This window comes from Streptomyces sp. NPDC002698 (assembly GCF_042888945.1).
Classification (GTDB): Bacteria; Actinomycetota; Actinomycetes; order Streptomycetales; family Streptomycetaceae; genus Streptomyces.
In genome coordinates this window covers 1-19992 of the sequence record NZ_JBIAQM010000025.1, presented here as the reverse complement: position 1 = coordinate 19992, position 19992 = coordinate 1, and the positions used below count along the sequence as shown (strand labels likewise).

General features: G+C 71.7%; 15 protein-coding genes and 1 pseudogene. 12 read left to right on the top strand and 4 right to left on the bottom strand.

Annotation, left to right across the window (positions count from 1 at the left end; genetic code table 11):
- Positions 1-49: 49 nt before the first annotated feature.
- Positions 50-2329, top strand: a complete 2280-nt coding sequence (locus tag ACFYW9_RS28780) for an MMPL family transporter (RefSeq protein ID WP_389156115.1) — start codon at positions 50-52, stop codon at positions 2327-2329.
- Positions 2330-2396: 67 nt separating this feature from the next.
- Here the strand turns inward: ACFYW9_RS28780 and ACFYW9_RS28775 are convergent.
- Positions 2397-3400: pseudogene (locus ACFYW9_RS28775) on the bottom strand (IS5 family transposase).
- 71 nt (positions 3401-3471) lie between these two features.
- A complete protein-coding gene (locus ACFYW9_RS28770; RefSeq protein WP_389156112.1) occupies positions 3472-5487 on the bottom strand; it encodes an exo-alpha-sialidase in 2016 nt (671 codons plus the stop codon).
- 234 nt (positions 5488-5721) lie between these two features.
- Between ACFYW9_RS28770 and ACFYW9_RS28765 the strand changes: the two genes are divergently transcribed.
- Entirely contained in the window at positions 5722-6264 is a 543-nt protein-coding gene (locus ACFYW9_RS28765) for an isochorismatase family protein (RefSeq protein ID WP_389156109.1), read from the top strand.
- A 154-nt stretch (positions 6265-6418) separates the two neighbouring features.
- Here the strand turns inward: ACFYW9_RS28765 and fdhD are convergent, their stop codons facing one another.
- Both fdhD and ACFYW9_RS28755 read right to left on the bottom strand, forming a co-directional pair.
- Positions 6419-7282: a formate dehydrogenase accessory sulfurtransferase FdhD gene (gene fdhD / locus ACFYW9_RS28760; RefSeq protein ID WP_389156106.1), complete on the bottom strand. Its 864-nt coding sequence runs from the start codon at positions 7280-7282 to the stop codon at positions 6419-6421.
- Between the two features lie 174 nt (positions 7283-7456).
- Complete coding sequence (locus tag ACFYW9_RS28755) at positions 7457-8428, bottom strand: 2-dehydropantoate 2-reductase (protein WP_389156103.1); 972 nt, start codon at positions 8426-8428, stop codon at positions 7457-7459.
- 428 nt (positions 8429-8856) lie between these two features.
- On the opposite strand from ACFYW9_RS28755, the gene ACFYW9_RS28750 reads away from it, so the two are divergent.
- The 10 genes from ACFYW9_RS28750 (at position 8857) to ACFYW9_RS28705 (ending at position 19811) form a co-directional block, all read left to right on the top strand.
- On the top strand, positions 8857-10188 hold the full coding sequence (locus ACFYW9_RS28750) for an OFA family MFS transporter (protein ID WP_389156100.1): 1332 nt from the start codon (positions 8857-8859) through the stop codon (positions 10186-10188).
- Positions 10157-10291, top strand: coding sequence for a hypothetical protein (locus ACFYW9_RS28745; RefSeq protein WP_326784583.1), 135 nt, complete (start codon positions 10157-10159; stop codon positions 10289-10291). Before ACFYW9_RS28750 ends, ACFYW9_RS28745 begins: the two co-directional genes overlap by 32 nt.
- 136 nt (positions 10292-10427) lie before the next feature.
- Positions 10428-11375, top strand: a complete 948-nt coding sequence (locus ACFYW9_RS28740; protein WP_351862289.1) for a beta-ketoacyl-ACP synthase III — start codon at positions 10428-10430, stop codon at positions 11373-11375.
- 219 nt (positions 11376-11594) lie between these two features.
- Complete coding sequence (locus ACFYW9_RS28735) at positions 11595-12269, top strand: GntR family transcriptional regulator (RefSeq protein ID WP_389156261.1); 675 nt, start codon at positions 11595-11597, stop codon at positions 12267-12269.
- A gap of 226 nt (positions 12270-12495) precedes the next feature.
- The gene (locus ACFYW9_RS28730) at positions 12496-13677 is read left to right on the top strand and encodes an ROK family transcriptional regulator (RefSeq protein WP_329304329.1); all 1182 of its coding nucleotides are present in this window, start codon (positions 12496-12498) and stop codon (positions 13675-13677) included.
- A 198-nt stretch (positions 13678-13875) separates the two neighbouring features.
- Positions 13876-15414, top strand: coding sequence for a sugar ABC transporter ATP-binding protein (locus ACFYW9_RS28725; protein ID WP_351862290.1), 1539 nt, complete (start codon positions 13876-13878; stop codon positions 15412-15414).
- Entirely contained in the window at positions 15411-16430 is a 1020-nt protein-coding gene (locus ACFYW9_RS28720) for an ABC transporter permease (protein ID WP_389156094.1), read from the top strand. The genes ACFYW9_RS28725 and ACFYW9_RS28720 overlap by 4 nt, the downstream gene beginning before the upstream one ends.
- A 20-nt stretch (positions 16431-16450) precedes the next feature.
- Complete coding sequence (locus ACFYW9_RS28715) at positions 16451-17500, top strand: substrate-binding domain-containing protein (RefSeq protein WP_389156091.1); 1050 nt, start codon at positions 16451-16453, stop codon at positions 17498-17500.
- Between the two features lie 82 nt (positions 17501-17582).
- Positions 17583-18794, top strand: a complete 1212-nt coding sequence (locus tag ACFYW9_RS28710) for a Gfo/Idh/MocA family protein (RefSeq protein ID WP_389156088.1) — start codon at positions 17583-17585, stop codon at positions 18792-18794.
- Positions 18795-18806: 12 nt separating this feature from the next.
- On the top strand, positions 18807-19811 hold the full coding sequence (locus ACFYW9_RS28705; RefSeq protein ID WP_389156084.1) for a sugar phosphate isomerase/epimerase family protein: 1005 nt from the start codon (positions 18807-18809) through the stop codon (positions 19809-19811).
- Positions 19812-19992 lie beyond the last annotated feature (181 nt).

The window sequence follows — 19992 nt, the reverse complement described above, 5'->3', positions numbered from 1 at the left end:
GGTATCGGCGGCCGTACAAGGACGGCCGACGAGGTGGTTGGAGGACCCGATGCTCTCGAAAGCCCTGTTGCGCCTGGGCGCAAGCGCCGCCCGCCATCCCTGGCGGGTGATCGCGGCATGGCTGATCGCCGCCACGCTCGCCGTCCTCGCCGCCGTCGCCTTCGGCGGGCGGACCGCGGACTCGATGACCGCTCCGGGGCTGGACTCCCAGCGGGCCGCGGAACTGATCGAGCGGGCCGGCACCGGCCAGGAGGGGATGACCGCCCAAGTGGTCGTCACCCCCCTCGACGGCGGTGCGACGTTCTTCGACCACGGCAGCGCGCGCACCGCTCTCACGCGGCTGCAGACTGAGGTGAAGCGGCTGCCGCACGTGCTCGGCACGAGCGACCCGGCGGGGGCACTCGACGCGGGCGGGGACACCGCCGTGCGCGGCGGCCTCGTTTCGGCCGACGGGCGGATCGCGGTCGTCCGGGTGCAGTACCCCGACCAGAGCCGGCTGTCGGCCGAAGACCTCGACGCCCTCGTCGATCTCGGCGACCGGCTGCGCGCCGAGCTGCCGCTGCGCATCGAGATGGGCGGGAACCTCTTCTACGTCTTCTCCGACCCCGACGGCGGCGCGAGCGAGCTGATCGGCCTCCTCGCCGCGGCCGCGATCCTGTTCCTGGCGTTCGGTTCGCTCGTCGCCGCCGCGCTGCCGATCGGCATGGCGGTCTTCGGGCTGACCGTCGGGGTCGCCACGATGACGGTACTGGCGGCGGTGACGGACGTCCCGACCTTCGCCCCTGTCCTGGGCAGCATGGTCGGGCTCGGAGTGGGCATCGACTACGCGCTGTTCGTGCTCGCCAGGCACCGGGAGTACCTCGCGTGCGGGCTCGATCCGCAGGCGGCGGCCGGACGAGCGGTGGCAACGGCGGGGCGGCCGGTGGTCTTCGCCGGCGGCACCGTCGTCGTGTCGATCCTCGGCCTGGCGGTCGCGAACGTGCCGTTCATGACGGTGGGTGGGGTTGCCGTCTCGATCGTCGTCCTGACGATGGTGCTCGCGTCGGTGACGCTGCTGCCGGCCTTCCTCGGCGCGGCGGGCCCGCGGCTGGGCCGGGCCGGCCGGATCGGCCGGATCGGCCGGGCACTTCGGGCCGGGAGGTCGGGCCGCCTCGGCCGACGGCGGGACACTGCGGCGGGCGCCGCCCACGCCGCCGGGTGGCGTCGCTGGATCGGGCACGTCAGCCGGCACCCGGTGCCGTACGCGGTCGGCGCGGCGGGGCTGCTGCTGACCGCGACGCTGCCCGTGCTCGGCCTGCGCGTCGGCCTGCCCGACGACGGCTCACTGCCCCACAGCCGTACCGAGCGCCGGGCCTACGACCTCGTCGCCGAGGGGTTCGGCCCGGGCACCAACGGTCCCCTCGTCATCGCCGCGGACCCCACCGGTGATCCGGGAGTGCTGGACCGACTCGTCGCAACGGTCGCGGCGGATCCGGGCATCGCATCCGTCGCTCCGGCGCGCATCGACCGGGCCACCGGCATCGCGACCCTCGTGGTGTTCCCGACCACCAGCCCTCAGGACAAGGCCACGGCCGACACCATCGCCCGGCTGCGCACCGACGTGCTGCCCACGGCGATCGGGCACGGCCCGGCCAGGGCCCACGTCGGCGGCGCCGCCGCGAGCCTGTCCGATGTGGGCCAACGCACCAGCCAACGCCTGCCGGTGTTCGTCGCCGCCGTGCTGGCGATGTCGTTCCTGCTGCTGATGCTGGTCTTCCGCTCGGTCGTCGTACCGCTCAAGGCGGTACTGCTGAATCTGCTGAGCATCGGCGCGGCCTACGGCATCATGGTCGCGGTCTTCCAGTGGGGCTGGGGAGGCGCACTCATCGGGCTGGAAGCGACGGTTCCGATCGTGTCGTTCATCCCGATGTTCCTCTTCGCCATCCTGTTCGGCCTGTCGATGGACTACGAGGTGTTCCTCCTCTCCCGCGTACGCGAGGAGTACCTGCGCACCGGCGACAACGGCACGGCGATCGTTGAGGGCGTCTCGCGCACCGCCCGGATCATCACCTCGGCCGCCCTCATCATGGTGGCGGTCTTCCTGTCCTTCGCCGTCGCCGAGGACCCCTCCACCAAGATGTTCGGGCTCGGCCTGGCCACCGCGATCTTCATCGACGCCACGGTCGTACGCATGGTGCTGGTACCGGCGACCATGACACTCCTCGGCCGGACCAACTGGTGGCTGCCGAAGTGGCTGGACCGGATGCTTCCCCGCGGCCCGGTCGGCACCGACGACACCGACGCGGAATCCACGGGTGAGGCCCCGCGTCCACGGCTGGTCGACCGTTGACTCAACTCCTGCCCGCCCTTGGCGTCCGGCACCTCAGCGCTTCACCCAGGGGCATATCGAGTCGTGTTCATCGGGTGGTCCTGGTGAGGTCCTTGATCCAGATCATCGAGGCGCGCAGGTGGAGACCGGCGAGGTAGCTGTCGGGAGTCTTGTCGTATCGGGTGGCGATGCCTCGCCATGCTTTGAGCTTGTTGATCAGGCGTTCGACGGTGTTCCGCTCCTTGTAGAGACCGGCGTCGTGGCTGACGGGTCGGCCACCTCTGGAGCCCTTCTTCTTCCGGTTGGCGGCCTGGTCCTTCTTCTCCGGGATGACCGCCTTGATACGGCGTTTGCGCAGGTGGGCGCGGTTTCCGTGAGACGAGTACGCCTTGTCCCCGGCGACCGCGTCCGGCCGGATGCGGGGTCGGCCGACGGGCCCGCGTACCCGTACCTTCTTCAGGACGGGGATGAACTGTGGGCTGTCCGCTGCCTGGCCTGTGGTCAGGATGAACGCCGGCGGGCGGCACTTGCGATCGGCGGCGAGGTGGACCTTGCTGGTCTGCCCGCCTCTGGAACGTCCGAGGAGGGCGGCCTTCAGCCGGATTTTCTGCCGACGCCGGATGCGTCGTCGTTCTTCCAGCGCGGGATCACTTTCGATCTCTTGCCCGTTTTGCTCTTCGAGGTCGCCCCCTTTGACCTGGCCTTCTCCTCCTCGGCTGCGGCTTTCTCCAGGGCGGTAACGACGTCCTCGTCGAGGTGCATCCCGGCCGCGTCGTGGTGGGCTCGGGCGGTGGTGGAGTCGATGACGACCAGGGACAGGTCCATCTCACCCCGCTTCGTGGCTTCCGTGATCAGGCCCTCCAGCAGGGCCTCGAAGACGCCGGCGTCACGCCACTGCCGGAAGCGGTTGTGGACGGTCGACCAGGCGCCGAACTCCGTCGGCATCTCCCGCCACTGCCCGCCCGGCTCGAACCGCCAGATCACGCCCTCGAACTGCTGCCGCAATCGCTCGGGGTACGGGCCGTACTCGCCGATCGGCAGGTACGGCTCGATGAACTCCCAATCCGGATCGGTCAGTTGCACTCGCGTCACGTAAGACTGTCTATCGGACCGGACCATGCCACGAAGGCACATCCCGCAATGATCACGACTCGATGCGCGCCCTAGTGGTCCCCGCTCACCCGGTCCAGGGGGAGCCACAGGACGGTGTCCCGGGTCACCTTCCGCGAGGGCGGCGCCGACAGTTCCTCATCGCTCAACGCGCGGTCGTGGACCCGCACCTCGTCGATCGCCCCGGTGAAGTAGGCCCGGCTGTCCATCCGCTGGCCGATGTGCACGCCGAACGGCGAGTTCCGGCTCACCGATCCGGGCACGTCCGCCGTACTGACGGTCGTCCCGTCGATGAACAGGCTGAGCTGTCCCCCGCCGCGGCGCAGCGCCAGATGGTGCCACCCGCCGTCGTTGAAGGCGCCCGCAGTGCGGACGAACGCCGTGGCCGGGGGCGACGCGCCGTTCCTGGTGGTGATGAGCCCGGTGATCCGGTTGGACGCGGGCTCCCCGCGCAGCCACACCTGCGGCTGGCTCGTACCGATCCCGCCCATCCACAGCAGTGGCTGTTCACCGCTGGTGGCCGTGTAGCGGAACCACAGGGACGCGGTGAAGTCCTTCGTCCCCAACGGCAGCCGGTCCTGATACGGCAGTCGTACGGCGTCGTCGGTTCCGTCGAACTCCAGCCCGCCCCCGAGCACGCCGGCGGTCTCGCTCGGGCCGCCGAGGACCGCCGCCCGCCGGGTGAGCGGAGCGAGGTCGGCCGTCGTCGGGTCGGGGCCCCGGCGCGGCCGGAGCCAGTCCTCGGTGAAGCGGGCGAAGCGGATCTCGTCGCGCGCGTCGACCGCGCCGCCCTCGTACATCAGGCCCACGGTGTCGCCGTCGATATCCACCAGGTCGGAGTAGCCGGACCAGTCGGTGGTGACGACCGTTCCGCGGTCCACGCTGTCCCAGGTGCGTCCGCCGTCGTAGGAGGAGCGGACCGTCATGGTGCGGCGGCGGTCCGGGTCGGCCGGGCAGGAGAGCAGGATCCGGTCCCCGAAGCGCAGCGTCGAGCCCTGCACCTGGGGCGCGTAGAGGTCCGGGACGTCACGGAAGGGGGACACGAAGCTGTCGCCGCCGTCCCGGCTGACCGCCTGGGTACGGTGGCCGAGGTCGGTCCCGTCCTGCTCGCGGCCGCTGATCAGGAGCGATCCGTCGGCGCGCTCGGTGAGGGTCATCTCGGACGGCTTCTGCCGGAAGGTGCCGTCGGCCGCGATCGGCCAGGAGTCGCTCGCCCCGATGTCCCAGTGGTCGCCGCCGTCGTCGCTGGTGATGAGGGCGGCGTTGTTGGCGGTCACCCGTCCGCCGTCCCAGGTCTCGGTGTTGACGGCGAACACGAGCCGTCCCGCGTGCCGGCCGCGGGTGAGCTGGACGCCGTGCACCGGACCGGTGGCGTACCAGGAGTTCCAGTTCGGGGGCAGGATCTCGGAGCTGAGATCGCGCGGCTGCGACCAGCTCAGGCCGTCGTCGTCGCTGTACTGGAGATGCGGGGTGCGGTCGCAGGGCACCGAGCAGCCCGCGCTGTCCGTACGGCCCGTGTTGTAGGTCTCCGCCAGCACGATCCGGCCGGTCTCGTGGTCCACGATCGGTGTGGGGTTGCCGTGGGTGTCCCCGTTCCCCTCGTTGACGACCTGGAGCGGGCTCCAGGTACGGCCGCCGTCGGTGGAGCGCTTCACGACGATGTCGATGTCGGCCGCGTCACCGCAGTTCAGGACGCGCCCCTCGGCGAACGCCAGCAGCGTTCCCTCGGTCGTCCGGACGACCGAGGGGATACGGAAGCAGGCGTAGCCCGGATCCTGGGAGGCCTTGAACAGCACCTGCTGCTCGAACTCGCCTCCCGCGGCGGCTGGTTCCGCCCGTGCCGTGCCCGGGAGCACGACCAGGGCGGCGACGCTGAAGGCGGAGGTCAGGGCGGCTGTGAGGCGGGCCCGGGAACGGGGTCCGGACCCGGCGCCCAAGGAGGGCCGGGTGCGGGTACGCGGGCCGGGGCCCGGCCGGGTGGAGGGGGCGGGGAGCGGACGCGTGCGGGAGCGGCGTCCGGGGAGGGCCCCGAGGACGGATCTCAGACGGGTGGCGAGGCGTGACGGCATGGTGCGACCTGCCCTTCGTACGGCGGCTGGGCAATCCGGATTCTAAGGACATCCCACGTCCAACGTTCGCGCCGCAGAGGCTACTTGGGCCCTCATGCACCCCACAAGGAGCAGGTACCGGTCGTGTTCACGCCAGAATTTGCGTGCCTGCGCGTCCGCTCGGCGAGGAGTAGTTCACGGGCTTGTCGACCCGGATTTCCGGTACGGACGGCTGATGCGGGCTAACGTTCCGTCATGACCGCACCCGAAACCGAACCCCGCCTCGCCCTCGACCCGGCGCGCACCGCACTCGTGCTCGTCGATCTGATGGAGCGCATCGTGGCGTTGCCCCTGGAGCCGCACAAGGGGAGCGAAGTTCTCGCCACCGCCGAGGAGTTGGCGGAAACCTTCCGGAAGGCGGGCGCGCTCGTCGTGCTCATCCGGGTCGAGCGGTCCGGAGTCGCGGAGCAGCCGCCCGGGAGCGGACTGGTCGCCGGACTCGTCGCGGAGGGTGACCTGGAGATCGTGAAGCGGACCATCGGCGGGTTCCAGGGCACCGGCCTCGACGAGCGTCTGCGCGAACACGGCGTCTCCACCCTGGTGTTCGGCGGGATCGCCACCAACCTCGGGGTCGAGTCGACCGCGCGCGCCGCCGGGGATCTCGGCTACGACCTCGTCTTCGTCGAGGACGCGATGGCCGCGTTCACCGCCTCCGAGCACGACGCCTCCGTCCGTCTGGACTTCCCGCGCCTCGGCACGGTCGTGACCGCCGGTGAGGTGCGCTTCTCGGCCCGGTGAACCCCGGGCGGGTGAGACCCGTCGCGTACGGCGGGTGGCGGGTGGCGGGTGGCGGGTGGCGGCGGTGGTGGTCCGGGCCGAGGCGGGGCCCCTCCGGCGCAGGGGGCGCTCCCCGCCGTCCGGGGCCCCGCCGCCGTGCCGCGGGGAGGCGGTGTCAGCCCTGGCCGGCCGCGGCCCGCAGGGCGACGCGGTGCTCGCCCGCGTACACGTTCATGTCGGCGCCGCGCAGGAAGCCGATCAGCGTCAGGCCGGTCTCCGCCGCCAGGTCGACGGCCAGGGACGACGGAGCGGAGACGGCCGCCAGCACCGGGATGCCCGCCATCACCGCCTTCTGCGCCAGCTCGAAGGACGCCCGGCCGGAGACCAGCAGGACCGTCCGGGTGAGCGGGAGCGTGCCGTTCTGCAGGGCGCGGCCGACCAGCTTGTCGACCGCGTTGTGCCGGCCCACGTCCTCGCGGATGTCGACCAGCTCGCCGTCCTCGGTGAACAGCGCCGCCGCGTGCAGGCCCCCGGTCCGGTCGAAGACCCGCTGGGCCGCGCGCAGCCGGTCGGGGAGGCTCGCGAGCAGGTCGGGCTCCAGCCGCACCGGGGGAGTCGTGCCGCCCGCCGTGTCGTCGATGGCCCAGCGGGCTGTCGTACGGACCGCGTCCAGGCTCGCCTTGCCGCACAGGCCGCACGAGGACGTCGTGTACACATTGCGTTCGAGGGTGATGTCGGGGACGACGACACCGGGCGCCGTCCGCACGTCGACGACGTTGTACGTGTTGGAGCCGTCCTCCGTGGCTCCCGCGCAGTACACGATGTTCTGGAGCTCGTCGGCCCGGCCCAGCACCCCTTCGCTGACCAGGAAGCCCGCGGCCAGCGCGAAGTCGTCGCCCGGAGTGCGCATGGTGATGGCCAGGGGCTTTCCGTTGAGCCGGATCTCCAGCGGCTCCTCCGCGACGAGCGTGTCCGGGCGGGAGCTCACGGCTCCGTTCCGGACGCGGATCACCTTGCGTCGTTCCGTGACTCGTCCCATGTCCTGATCAGTCCCGCTTCCGTACGTGCGGCCGGCCGGATCGGCTGTCGCGATCGCCGGTTGGAGTTCGGGTCGTCCGGGGCGTGCCGTAAGGGCGACCTTCACGTTCTCATTGTCCTGCACCCGCGGAGCGGGCCGCGGGGTGCCTTGCCGGGCGGGCGGCCCGCTCCGCGCTCACGCCGCGGTCCGCAGCGCGAGCAGATCCGAGATGGCGTGCACGGTGCGCAGGGTCGGGACCGGCACCCCGGTGATCTCCGCCAGTTCCACGACGGCCGCGAGCAGCACGTCGAGTTCCAGCGGCTTGCCGCGTTCCAGGTCCTGGAGCGTGGAGGTGCGGTGGTCGCCGACCCGCTCGGCACCCGCCAGGCGCCGCTCGATGGACACCCCCACCTCGCAGCCGAGTGCCCGGGCGACGGTCAGCGTCTCGGTCATCATGATCTCGATGACCCTGCGCGTCCCGCCGTGCAGGCACATCTGCCGCATCGTGGCGCGGGCCAGCGCGCTGATCGGGTTGAAGGAGATGTTGCCGAGCAGCTTGAGCCAGATGTCGTTGCGCAGGTCCGGTTCGACCGGGCATTTCAGCCCGCCCTCCCGCACGGCGTCGCTGAACGACCGGCAGCGCGCCGAGACGGACCGGTCCGGTTCCCCGAGAGAGAACCGGGTGCCTTCGAGGTGGCGGACGACGCCCGGTCCCGCCAGTTCGGTCGCGGCGTACACGACGCACCCGACGGCCCGCTCCGGGGCCAGCACCGCGCTGACCGCGCCGCCCGGGTCCACGCTCTCCACCCGGTGGCCGTCGTGGGGTCCGCCGTGCCGGTGGAAGTACCACCAGGGAATGCCGTTCTGGGCGGCGACGACCGCCGTGGTGTCGTGCAGCAGGGGCTCGATCAGCGGCCCGCACGCCGCGTACGAGTTGGCCTTCAGGCCGAGGAAGACGTAGTCGACCGGACCGATCTCGGCCGGATCGTCGGTGGCGTGGGCGTGTGCGGTGAAGTCACCGCGTGGACTGAGGACCTGGACGCCGTGCTGCCTCATGGCCGCGAGATGCGGTCCACGGGCGACGAGATGCACGTCGGCGCCCGCGCGGTGCAGGGCGGCGCCGACGTAGGCGCCGATCGCACCGGCGCCGAGAACTGCGACTCTCACTGTGTGGCGCTCCGTTCGGTCGAGGGTACCGAGGAACTGCCGAACTCTGTCGACGAAATATTGTCTACAGGATGGGATGAAGGGCGACAAGGGGCCGGACCGTACGGACCCGGCGCCCCCGTGGCCGTCGTGGCCGCCGCGGGTGGAGCGGCGGGGTGAGACGGGCGGGCGGCCGGGGTGGCGCGGGCGGGCGGGTGAGGCGGGCGGAACGCCGGGGCGATGCGGCCGGGCTGCGAGGCGGTACAGGCGGACCGGCGGGCGGTAGGGGCGGACCGGTGGGGTGGCCGCCGCCGGACAGGCCCGGGTGATCGCCGGCGCCCGGTCGGATGACCGTTCGTCGCGTCAGGGATACCGCTCATCGCATACGGTCGACGGGTTTCGGTCGGGTCGCTTCACAGCCGGGCGACCGCTTTCTATCGTCCCGGATCATGAGCCCTCCTGTCGCACCCCCCGGTTGGAGCCGCTGGCTCGTCCCGCCGGCCGCCCTGTCGGTCCATCTCTCCATAGGCCAGGCCTACGCCTGGAGCGTCTTCAAGCCGCCGCTCGAATCCGCGCTCGGTCTCAGCGGAACCCAGAGCGCCCTGCCCTTCCAGCTCGCCATCGTGATGCTCGGCCTGTCGGCCGCGTTCGGCGGCACCCTCGTCGAGCGCAACGGTCCGCGCTGGGCCATGACCGTCGCCCTCGTCTGCTTCTCCTCCGGCTTCCTCATATCCGCGCTCGGCGCGGCCACCGAGCAGTACTGGCTGATCGTCCTCGGCTACGGCTTCGTCGGCGGCACCGGCCTCGGCATCGGCTACATCTCACCCGTCTCCACCCTGATCAAGTGGTTCCCGGACAGGCCCGGCATGGCCACCGGCATCGCGATCATGGGCTTCGGCGGCGGCGCGCTGATCGCCTCGCCCTGGTCCGCCCAGATGCTGAAGTCGTTCGGCTCCGACTCCTCCGGGATCGCGGTCGCCTTCCTCGTCCACGGGCTGGCGTATGCCGTGTTCATGAGCCTCGGCGTGCTGCTGGTGCGCGTGCCGCGCGGCGAGAAGCCGTCCCCGTCCGCTCCGAGCGCGCTCGACGGGGTCCAGGTCTCGGCCCGCAACGCCGTCCGCACCCCGCAGTTCTGGTGCCTGTGGGTCGTCCTGTGCATGAACGTCACCGCCGGCATCGGCATCCTGGAGAAGGCCGCCCCGATGATCACGGACTTCTTCGCGGACACCTCCACCCCGGTCACCGTCTCCGCCGCCGCCGGGTTCGTCGCCCTGCTCTCCGCCGCCAACATGGCCGGCCGGATCGGCTGGTCCTCGACCTCCGACCTGATCGGACGCAAGAACATCTACCGGGTCTACCTCGGGGTCGGCGCCCTGATGTACGCGCTCATCGCCTGGTTCGGAGACTCCTCGAAACCGCTGTTCGTCCTGAGCGCGCTGGTGATCCTCTCCTTCTACGGCGGAGGCTTCGCCACGGTGCCCGCGTATCTGAAGGACCTGTTCGGCCCCTACCAGGTCGGCGCCATCCACGGCAGACTGCTCACCGCCTGGTCCACCGCCGGTGTCCTCGGACCGCTGATCGTGAACCGGATCGCCGACCACCAGGAGGCGGCGGGCAGACACGGCTCGTCCCTGTACGGAATGTCGTTCCTGATCATGATCGGGCTGCTCGCCGTCGGCTTCGTCGCCAACGAGCTCGTACGCCCCGTGGACGCCCGCCACCACATCCCCGCACCGAGGGAGGCCGCCGATGTCGCACGACAGCAGCCCGAGTCCGCCTGACCGGCGGGCCCTGACCGCCTTCGCCTGGCTGTGGGTGGGCGCGCCCCTGTGCTACGGCGTCTACGAGCTCGTGCAGAAGGCCACCCAACTGTTCTCGGGGTAGGTGTTCGGGCGTCCCAAGGTCTGACAGAAGCCGACAAGCCTGGCGCCGCAATCCTGTGGCTTCACCTGCCGCCGTACTCGTGAGTCATTGATCAGACTGGTGGATCCCGTTACACGAAGCACGAGGGGGACTACGCATGAACGGCTCACGGATCGCCGCCGTCGGTCATTATCAGCCCGCCAAGGTACTCACCAACGAGGACCTGGCGGGCATGGTCGACACCAGTGACGAGTGGATCCGGAGCCGTGTCGGCATCCGGACCCGCCATGTCGCCGGGCCCGACGAACCGGTCGACGAGCTGGCCGCGCACGCCGCCGCCAAGGCGCTCGCCTCCGCCGGTCTGACGTCCGGCGACATCGACCTCGTCCTCGTCGCCACCTCCACGGCCGTCGACCGTTCCCCGAACATGGCCGCGCGCGTCGCCGCCCGCCTCGGTATCCCCTCGCCGGCCGCGATGGACGTCAACGTGGTCTGCGCCGGGTTCACCCACGCCCTCGCCACCGCCGACCACGCCGTGCGCGCCGGTGCCGCGACCCGGGCGCTCGTCATCGGCGCCGACAAGATGACCGACGTGGCGGACTGGACCGACCGCACCACGTGCGTCCTCGTCGGGGACGGCGCGGGGGCCGCCGTGGTCGAGGCCTGTCCCGCGGGCGAGGAGCCCGGCATCGGGCCGGTGCTCTGGGGCTCGGTGCCCGAGATGGGGCACGCGGTGCGCATCGAGGGCACCCCCTCGCGGTTCGCGCAGGAGGGGCAGAGCGTCTACCGCTGGGCCACCACGCAGCTCCCGCCGCTCGCCCGCAAGGCCTGCGAGCGGGCCGGCCTCGTGCCCGAGGACCTCGCCGGGGTCGTCCTGCACCAGGCCAACCTGCGCATCATCGAGCCGCTCGCCCTGAAGATCGGCGCGGTCAACGCCGTCGTCGCGCGCGATGTCGTCGACTCCGGGAACACCTCCGCCGCGAGCATCCCGCTCGCCTTCTCCAAGCTCGTCGAGCGCGGAGAGATCCCCACCGGCGCCCCGGTCCTGCTGTTCGGCTTCGGTGGCAACCTCTCCTACGCGGGGCAGGTCGTCCGCTGCCCGTGAGGCGGCCCGGGCTGTCCCGAGGTGGCCCGAGTCGTCCGTGAGGTGGCACGAGCTGCCCGTGAGGTGGCACGAGCTGTCCGTCCGTCCCCCGCTTCCCCGGGTGTGACAAGCCCAACTCCCGTGCCTGTGACGGGTTTGTGCGCCGTAGACTGTAGGCGAAAGACAATCAGGAATCGACTTTCCTACCGCGGCGACGACGCTGCCCAGGGAGGGACCGTGATGTTGTCGACAGGCCTGCCTCAGGGAGCGGTACCCAAGCTCGAGCGGCCCGGCCCGCTCCGTGACCGCGTCTACGAGGCGCTGCTCGAACTCATCACCACCCGCGCCCTCCAGCCGGGCCAGCACCTGGTCGAGAGCGAACTCGCCGGTCATCTCGGAGTCTCCCGGCAGCCGGTGCGGGAGGCTCTGCAGCGGCTGAGCACCGAGGGCTGGGTCGATCTGCGGCCCGCCCAGGGCGCGTTCGTGCACGAGCCGACCGAGGCGGAGGCCGACCAGCTCCTCACGGTCCGTACGCTCCTGGAGGCCGAGGCGGCGCGGCTCGCCGCCGCCAACGCGGACCCCGCCGCCATCGGCGCGCTCGAGGACCTGTGCACCGAGGGCGAACGCGCGGTCGCCGAGGACGACGTCGACGCCGCGGTCGCGACGAACGCGCGGCTGCACGCCAAGGTCATGGAACTCGCCGGCAACACCGTTCTCGCCGAGCTCGCCGCACAGGTCGACCGCCGGGTCCGCTGGTACTACACACCGGTGGCCCGGCAGCGCGGGCGGCAGTCCTGGATCGAGCACCGCGAACTGATCGCCGCGATGGCGGAGCGCGACGGACAGCGGGCCACCGCGGTCATGCGGGCGCACACGGAGCACACGCGGCAGATGTACCACGACCGCGAGAAGTAGTCGGCCCGCGGCCGCCGTCCCGGCCCTGCGTACGGGACGGGCGGATGACCGGCGGGCGCCACCCTCCTTTGTCCTGTGAGTGGAGAAAGTCTGCTGCAATCCCCGCACGACTTCTTCCCACTCCCGGCGGCCACTGCTACGTTCCCCTCGAAAGCACGACCGGTGACGGTGGCCGGAACCTGCCGACGCAGGTGCCGACCGAGGCGGGGAGGGGTTCGTGAGACGTATGACGGCGCGACCCGCGAACGCCCATCAGGCCCGGCTGCTGAGGCTGTTGCGTGACGGCGGCCCCAACTCCCGTGCCCAGCTCGGAGATCACATCGACCTCTCCCGGTCGAAGCTGGCCGTCGAAGTGGACCGGCTGCTGGAGACCGGCCTCGTGGTGGCCGACGGACTCGCCGCCTCGCGGGGCGGCCGTCGCTCCCACAACATCCGGCTCGCACCGGCGCTGCGGTTCCTGGGCGTCGACATCGGCGCCACCTCGGTCGACGTGGCTGTCACCAACGCGGAGCTGGAGATCCTCGGACACATCAACCAGCCCATGGACGTACGCGAGGGCCCGGTCGCGGTGTCGGAGCAAGTGCTGTCCATGGCCGCCAAGTTGAGGGCTTCGGGGATCGCGGAGGGATTCGACGGGGCGGGGATCGGCGTTCCCGGTCCCGTCCGCTTCCCCGAGGGTGTTCCGGTCGCCCCGCCGATCATGCCGGGCTGGGACGGCTTCCCGGTCCGCGAGGCGCTCAGCCAGGAACTCGGCTGTCCGGTCATGGTCGACAACGACGTGAACCTGATGGCCATGGGGGAGCAGCACGCGGGCGTCGCCCGCTCCGTGGGCGACTTCCTCTGCGTCAAGATCGGCACCGGCATCGGCTGCGGCATCGTCGTCGGCGGAGAGGTCCACCGCGGTGCGACGGGCAGCGCCGGCGACATCGGGCACATCCAGGCCGTGCCCGACGGGCGCCCCTGCGCCTGCGGCAACCGGGGCTGCCTGGAGGCCCACTTCAGCGGTGCCGCGCTCGCGCGCGACGCCGTCGAGGCGGCCCAGCAGGGCCGCTCGGCCGAACTCGCCACGCGGCTGGCGGCGAACGGCGCGCTGAGCGCCGTCGACGTGGCCGCGGCCGCCGCGGCGGGCGACGCCACCGCGCTCGATCTGATCCGCGAGGGCGGCAACCGAACCGGCCAGGTCATCGCGGCCCTCGTCAGCTTCTTCAATCCCGCCCTGGTGGTGATCGGCGGCGGGGTGACCGGGCTCGGCCACACCCTGCTCGCCGCGATCCGTACCCAGGTCTACCGCCAGTCGCTCCCCCTCGCGACCGGCAACCTGCCCATCGTCCTCGGGGAACTGGGCCCGACCGCCGGAGTCATCGGCGGGGCCCGGCTGATCAGCGACCACCTGTTCTCGACCGCGTAGACCACCTCCGGGAATCGGACCACCGGCGCAGGGTCGTGCTCCGCCGTACCCGAAATCCCCTGCCCCGTATCCAAAATCCCCTGCCCCGTATCCAAAATCCCCTGCCTGTACCCGAACTCCCCTGCTCCGTAACCGAACCCCCCGCCCGTACGCGCACCGCCCGGCAACCGGCCCGCACGCCTGTCCGAGGGAACCGTCATGGCACCAGAACCACCGCTGCTCACCATGTCCGGCATCACCAAGTCGTTCCCCGGAGTCCGGGCCCTCGACGGCGTCGACCTCGACGTCCAGGCCGGCGAGGTGCACTGTCTGCTCGGCCAGAACGGCGCCGGGAAGTCCACGCTCATCAAGGTCCTCTCCGGCGCCCACCAGCCCGACACCGGCACCATCGTCTGGCGCGGCGAGCCGGTCACCCTCAGGTCCCCGATCGCCGCCATGCGCCTGGGCATCGCCACCATTTACCAGGAACTCGACCTGGTGGAGGGGCTGTCGGTCGCCGAGAACGTCCACCTCGGACACGAACCCACCACCGCGGGGTTCGTCGTCAGGGGCAGAGCCGCCAGGACGGCGACCGCCCTGCTGCTCAAGCGGCTCGGACATCCCGAGATCGACCCGGCCCGGCTCGTCGGTGAACTCTCCTCCGCCCAGCGGCAGATCGTCTCCATGGCGCGGGCGCTGTCCCACGACGTGCGGCTCATCGTCATGGACGAGCCGTCCGCCGCCCTCGACCCCGACGAGGTCGGCAACCTCTTCCGGATCGTCGGCGATCTCACCGCGGAAGGCGTTGCCGTCGTCTACATCTCGCACCGCCTGGAGGAGATCCGCCGCATCGGCGACCGCGTCACCGTGCTGAAGGACGGGCGCGCGGTGGCGGGCGGACTGCCCGCCAGGTCGACCCCGACGCGCGACGTGGTGGCACTCATGACGGGGCGCAGCGTCGAGTACGTCTTCCCGGACCGGCCCCGGGCACGGCCACCGGGCGAACCGGTGCTCTCGGTCCGGGGACTCTCCCGCCAGGGGGAGTTCGCCCCGCTCGACCTCGACGTGCGCCCGGGTGAGATCGTCGGCCTGGCCGGGCTGGTGGGCTCCGGCCGCTCCGAGATCCTGGAGACGATCTACGGGGCCCGGGGACCGACGACCGGCCGGGTCAGCGTGAACGGGAAGCCGCTGCGCACCGGCAGCGTCCGTGCCGCGGTGCGCGCCGGACTCGGACTGGCCCCCGAGGAGCGCAAGGCACAGGCCCTGCTGATGCTGGAGTCGGTCACCCGCAACGTCTCCCTCTCCTCCATGTCCCGCTACGCGCACGGGGGCTGGATCGACCGGCGGGCCGAACGCGGGGCGGCCCGGGCGGCCACCCGTGAACTCTCCCTGCGCCCCGACGATCCCGCCCTCCCGGTCAGGACCCTGTCCGGCGGCAACCAGCAGAAGGCCGTGCTGGCGCGCTGGCTGCTGCGCGGCTGCCGTGTCCTGCTCCTCGACGAGCCGACGCGCGGTGTCGACGTCGGGGCGCGCGCCGAGTTGTACGCGGTGATCCGCCGGCTCGCCGACGAGGGGCTGGCCGTCCTGCTGGTCTCCAGCGAGGTCCCCGAGGTGCTCGGGCTCGCCGACCGTGTCCTGGTGCTCCGCGAAGGGCGGGTCGTGCACACGGCGCCCGCCCACGAACTCGACGAACACCGCGTCCTCGACCTCGTGCTGGAAGGAGGCCCCGTGGCCAGTGAAGGGAGTCCGGCGTCATGACGCAGCACGTGTCCCCGCCCCGGGACGGCACCGGCAAGGTGCCCGCCACGGGTGAACTCCCCGCGTGGCGAGCCGTGGTGGCCCACGCCGACGTCCGCACGCTCTCGCTCCTCGGCGTTCTCGCGGCCCTCGTCGTCATCGGCGGCGTCACCCGGCCCGACGAGTTCCTCGACACCCGCAACCTCCAACTCGTCCTCACCCAGGCCTCGGTGATCGGCGTCGTGACCGTCGGCATGACGTTCGTCATCACCTCCGGAGGCATCGATCTGTCGGTGGGCGCGATCGTCGCGCTCTCCTCGGTCTGGGCGACCACGGTCGCGACCCAGGAGTACGGCTTCACGGGCATCCTCGTCACCGCGGTGCTCGTCGGTCTCGGCTGTGGCCTGGTCAACGGACTGCTCGTCGCGTACGGCGGGCTGGTCCCCTTCATCGCGACGCTCGCCATGCTCGCCTCGGCCCGCGGCCTGGCCCTCCAGATCACCGACGGCCGGACCCAGATCGTCACCGTGGACGGCATCCTGAAGCTCGGCGAACGCGACTCCTACGTCCTCGGCGTCCCCCCGCTCGTCCTGGTCTTCGCCGTCGTCACCCTCATCGGCTGGCTGGTGCTGAACCGCACCACCTTCGGCCGGCGCACGGTCGCCGTCGGAGGCAACGCGGAAGCGGCCCGGCTCGCCGGCATCGACGTACGACGTCAGCGGCTCTACCTCTATCTGCTCTCCGGACTGTGCTGCGGCATCGCCGCGTTCCTGCTGGTCATCCTGTCCGGCTCCGGCCAGAACACCAACGGCAACCTCTACGAACTCGACGCCATCGCGGCGGCGATCATCGGCGGCACCCTGCTCAGCGGGGGCCGCGGCACCATCACCGGCTCGGTGCTCGGCGTACTGATCTTCACGACGATCACCGACATCTTCGCGCTGAACAACCTCCAGAGCGACGTCCAGCAGATCGCCAAGGGCGCGATCATCGTCGCCGCGGTCCTGGTCCAGCGGCGCACAGCCAGCACGACCTGACACGGGAAGGGTCCACCGCCATGCCAGAACCCATGAGCCTGACCAGTCGCAGAGGACTGCTCCTCGGGACCGCCGCCGTCTCGGCCGGCGCCCTCCTCACCGGCTGCACCAGCAACGACACCAAGGACGCGAACCCGGCGGCGAACTCCGGGCCGGCCGCCGACGACAAGCCCGGCAAGCACGTCACGATCGGCTTCGCCGGCCCCCAGGCCGACCACGGCTGGCTCAACGCCATCAACGACAACGCCAAGAGCCGGGCCGGGAAGTACAAGGACGTCACCCTGGAGATCACCGAGGGCTCCAACGACACGGCCGCGCAGATCGGCCAGATCGAGACCCTGATCAACAAGAAGGTCGACGTCCTGGTCGTGCTGCCCGCCGACGGCAAGGCCCTGACCCAGGTCGGTCTCAAGGCCATGCGCGCGGGCATCCCGGTCATCAACCTCGACCGCGTCTTCAACTCGCCCCAGGCGTACCGGTGCTGGATCGGCGGCGACAACTACGGCATGGGCCTCAGCGCCGGCCACTACATCGGCGAGAAACTCAAGGGCAGGAAGAACGCCAAGGTCATCGAGCTCGCGGGGCTCGACAACCTGGAACTCACCAAACAGCGCACCCAGGGCTTCGACGCCGCCCTGAAGAACTACCCGAACATCACGAAGGTCGCCCGCCAGGCGGCCGAGTTCACCGTCGAGACCGGCCAGGCCAAGATGTCCCAGCTCCTCCAGGCCCAGCCGAGGTTCGACGCGCTGTGGAACCACGACGACGACCAGGGCGTGGGAGCGCTGCGGGCCATCGAGCAGGCCGGCCGCGACGGCTTCCTCATGGTCGGCGGGGCCGGAGCGCTCTCCGCCTTCCAGGCCATCGACGCCGACGACAGCGTCCTGAAGGCCACCGTCCTGTACCCGCCGACCATGGCCGCGTCCGCGATCGACCTCGCCCGCACCCTCGGTCAGGGCAAGGGCATCAGCGGGCTCGCCGAGTTCGAGATCCCCGCGTCGCTCACCCTCTACTCGGCCGTCGTCGACAAGGACAACGTCCAGCAGTACATGGCCACCGGCTTCAAGTGATGCGCACCGCCGACACCGGGGCCCGGTCCGGCGGGACCGGGCCCCACCCCCACCGCGCCACGACGACGAGGAGGACCCCCGTATGGGACAGCCGGACCAGGGCGACGAGGCCGCGAAACCGCCCTTGGGCGTGGGCATGGTCGGTTACGCGTTCATGGGCGCCGCCCACTCACAGGGCTGGCGCACCGTGGGCCGTGTCTTCGACCTGCCGCGCCGCCCGGTCCTCGCCGCCGTGTGCGGCCGCGACGAACCGGCCCTGCGCGCGATGGCCGGCCGGCACGGCTGGGGAGCCGCCGAGACCGACTGGCGCGCGCTGATCGCCCGGGACGACGTCGACGTCGTCGACATCTGCACCCCCGGCGACAGCCACGCCGAGATCGCCGTCGCCGCGCTGGCCGCGGGCAAGCACGTGCTGTGCGAGAAGCCGCTCGCGAACACCGTCGAGGAGGCCGAGGCGATGGCGGCGGCCGCGGCCGAAGCCGCCGCACGCGGCCAGATCTCCATGGTGGGCTTCAACTACCGCCGCCTCCCCGCGGCGGCGCTCGCCCGCTCCATGGTGGCCGAGGGCCGCCTCGGAACCCTGCGGCACGTGCGGGTGACGTACCTTCAGGACTGGCTGACCGACCCGGAGTTCCCGCTCACCTGGAGACTCCGCAAGGAGAAGGCGGGCTCCGGCGCCCTCGGCGACCTCGGGGCCCACATCGTCGACCTCGCGCAGCACCTGGCGGGCGAGCCGCTCGACGGGGTCTCCGCGCTCACCGAGACGTTCGTCCGCCGACGGCCCCTGCCCGCACGGGCGTCCGGCGGACTGTCCGCCTCCGGGCCCGCACCGGGCTCCCCTTCGGGCACCGTCACCGTCGACGACGCCGCCCTGTTCACCGCCCGCTTCGCCTCCGGAGCCCTCGCCTCCTTCGAGGCCTCCCGCTTCGCCGCCGGGCGCAAGAACTCCCTGCGCATCGAACTCAACGGCGAGCGCGGCTCGTTGGCCTTCGACCTGGAGCGGCTCAACGAACTCGCGTACCACGACCACACCGAGCCGGCCGCCCACGCGGGTTTCCGGCGCATCCTCGTCACCGAACCCGACCACCCCTACCTCGACGCCTGGTGGCCGCCGGGACACGGCCTCGGCTACGAACACACCTTCGTGCACCAGGCCCGCGACCTCGTCCAGGCCATCTCGGAGGGGAGGCCTCCCGCACCGTCCTTCGCCGACGGACTCCAGGTCCAGCGCGTCCTCGCCGCGGTCGAGGAGAGCGCCGGGAAGAACTCCACGTACACCCCCGTAGCGGTCTGAGGAGGCCCCGAAATGCCGCGCGAATTCACTCTCTTCACCGGCCAGTGGGCCGACCTGCCGCTCGAGGAGGTCTGCCGGCTCGCCCGCGACTTTGGCTACGACGGCCTCGAACTCGCCTGCTGGGGCGACCACTTCGAGGTCGACAAGGCGCTCGGGGATCCCGCCTACGTGGAGTCCCGGCGCACGCTGCTCGACAAGTACGGTCTCAAGTGCCGGGCCGTCTCCAACCATCTGGTCGGCCAGGCCGTCTGCGACGCCATCATCGACGAACGTCACAAGGCGATCCTGCCCGCCCGCATCTGGGGCGACGGGGAGGCGGAGGGCGTACGGAGGCGGGCCGCCACCGAGATGGCCGACACCGCCCGCGCGGCGGCCGCCCTCGGTGTCGACACCGTCGTCGGCTTCACCGGCTCGGCGATCTGGCACCTCGTCGCCATGTTCCCGCCCGTCCCCGAATCGATGATCGAGCGCGGCTACGAGGACTTCGCCACCCGCTGGAACCCGGTCCTCGACGTCTTCGACGCCGAGGGCGTCCGGTTCGCGCACGAGGTCCATCCGAGCGAGATCGCCTACGACTACTGGACAACGCACAGGGCCCTGGAGGCAGTCGGCCACCGGCCGGCCTTCGGCCTCAACTTCGACCCCTCCCACTTCGTCTGGCAGGACCTCGACCCCGTCGGATTCCTCTACGACTTCCGCGACCGCATCTACCACGTCGACTGCAAGGAGGCCCGCAAACGCCTCGACGGACGCAACGGCCGGCTCGGCTCCCACCTGCCCTGGGGAGACCCGCGCCGCGGCTGGGACTTCGTCTCCGCGGGCCACGGCGACGTCCCCTGGGAGGACGTCTTCCGCATGCTGCGCTCCATCGGCTACGCCGGGCCCGTCTCGGTCGAGTGGGAGGACGCCGGCATGGACCGGCTCCAGGGCGCGCCCGAGGCCCTGACCCGCCTCAAGGCCTACGACTTCGAGCCGCCGTCCGCGTCGTTCGACGCGGCGTTCTCAGGCAACGGGTAGCCGGGGTCGGGGGACAGGGGACGGGGGGCGGGGCCCGGGACGGGGGTCCGGGCCCCGTACACGGAAGCGGGGGGGGGGGGGGGGGGGGGGGGGGGGGGGGCGCGGGGCGCGGGGGGGGGGGGCGGGCGCCGCCCCCCCCCCCCCCCGCCCCCCCCCCGCCGCGGGGGGGCCCCCCCCCGCC

Bases quoted from the DNA above. Each gene is read 5' to 3' on its own strand.
- ACFYW9_RS28780 (WP_389156115.1), top strand. From the start codon at position 50: ATGCTCTCGAAAGCCCTGTTGCGCCTGGGCGCAAGCGCCGCCCGCCAT.
- ACFYW9_RS28770 (WP_389156112.1), bottom strand. From the start codon at position 5,487: ATGCCGTCACGCCTCGCCACCCGTCTGAGATCCGTCCTCGGGGCCCTC.
- ACFYW9_RS28765 (WP_389156109.1), top strand. From the start codon at position 5,722: ATGACCGCACCCGAAACCGAACCCCGCCTCGCCCTCGACCCGGCGCGC.
- fdhD (WP_389156106.1), bottom strand. From the start codon at position 7,282: ATGGGACGAGTCACGGAACGACGCAAGGTGATCCGCGTCCGGAACGGA.
- ACFYW9_RS28750 (WP_389156100.1), top strand. From the start codon at position 8,857: ATGAGCCCTCCTGTCGCACCCCCCGGTTGGAGCCGCTGGCTCGTCCCG.
- ACFYW9_RS28745 (WP_326784583.1), top strand. From the start codon at position 10,157: ATGTCGCACGACAGCAGCCCGAGTCCGCCTGACCGGCGGGCCCTGACC.
- ACFYW9_RS28740 (WP_351862289.1), top strand. From the start codon at position 10,428: ATGAACGGCTCACGGATCGCCGCCGTCGGTCATTATCAGCCCGCCAAG.
- ACFYW9_RS28735 (WP_389156261.1), top strand. From the start codon at position 11,595: ATGTTGTCGACAGGCCTGCCTCAGGGAGCGGTACCCAAGCTCGAGCGG.
- ACFYW9_RS28730 (WP_329304329.1), top strand. From the start codon at position 12,496: ATGACGGCGCGACCCGCGAACGCCCATCAGGCCCGGCTGCTGAGGCTG.
- ACFYW9_RS28725 (WP_351862290.1), top strand. From the start codon at position 13,876: ATGGCACCAGAACCACCGCTGCTCACCATGTCCGGCATCACCAAGTCG.
- ACFYW9_RS28720 (WP_389156094.1), top strand. From the start codon at position 15,411: ATGACGCAGCACGTGTCCCCGCCCCGGGACGGCACCGGCAAGGTGCCC.
- ACFYW9_RS28715 (WP_389156091.1), top strand. From the start codon at position 16,451: ATGCCAGAACCCATGAGCCTGACCAGTCGCAGAGGACTGCTCCTCGGG.
- ACFYW9_RS28710 (WP_389156088.1), top strand. From the start codon at position 17,583: ATGGGACAGCCGGACCAGGGCGACGAGGCCGCGAAACCGCCCTTGGGC.
- ACFYW9_RS28705 (WP_389156084.1), top strand. From the start codon at position 18,807: ATGCCGCGCGAATTCACTCTCTTCACCGGCCAGTGGGCCGACCTGCCG.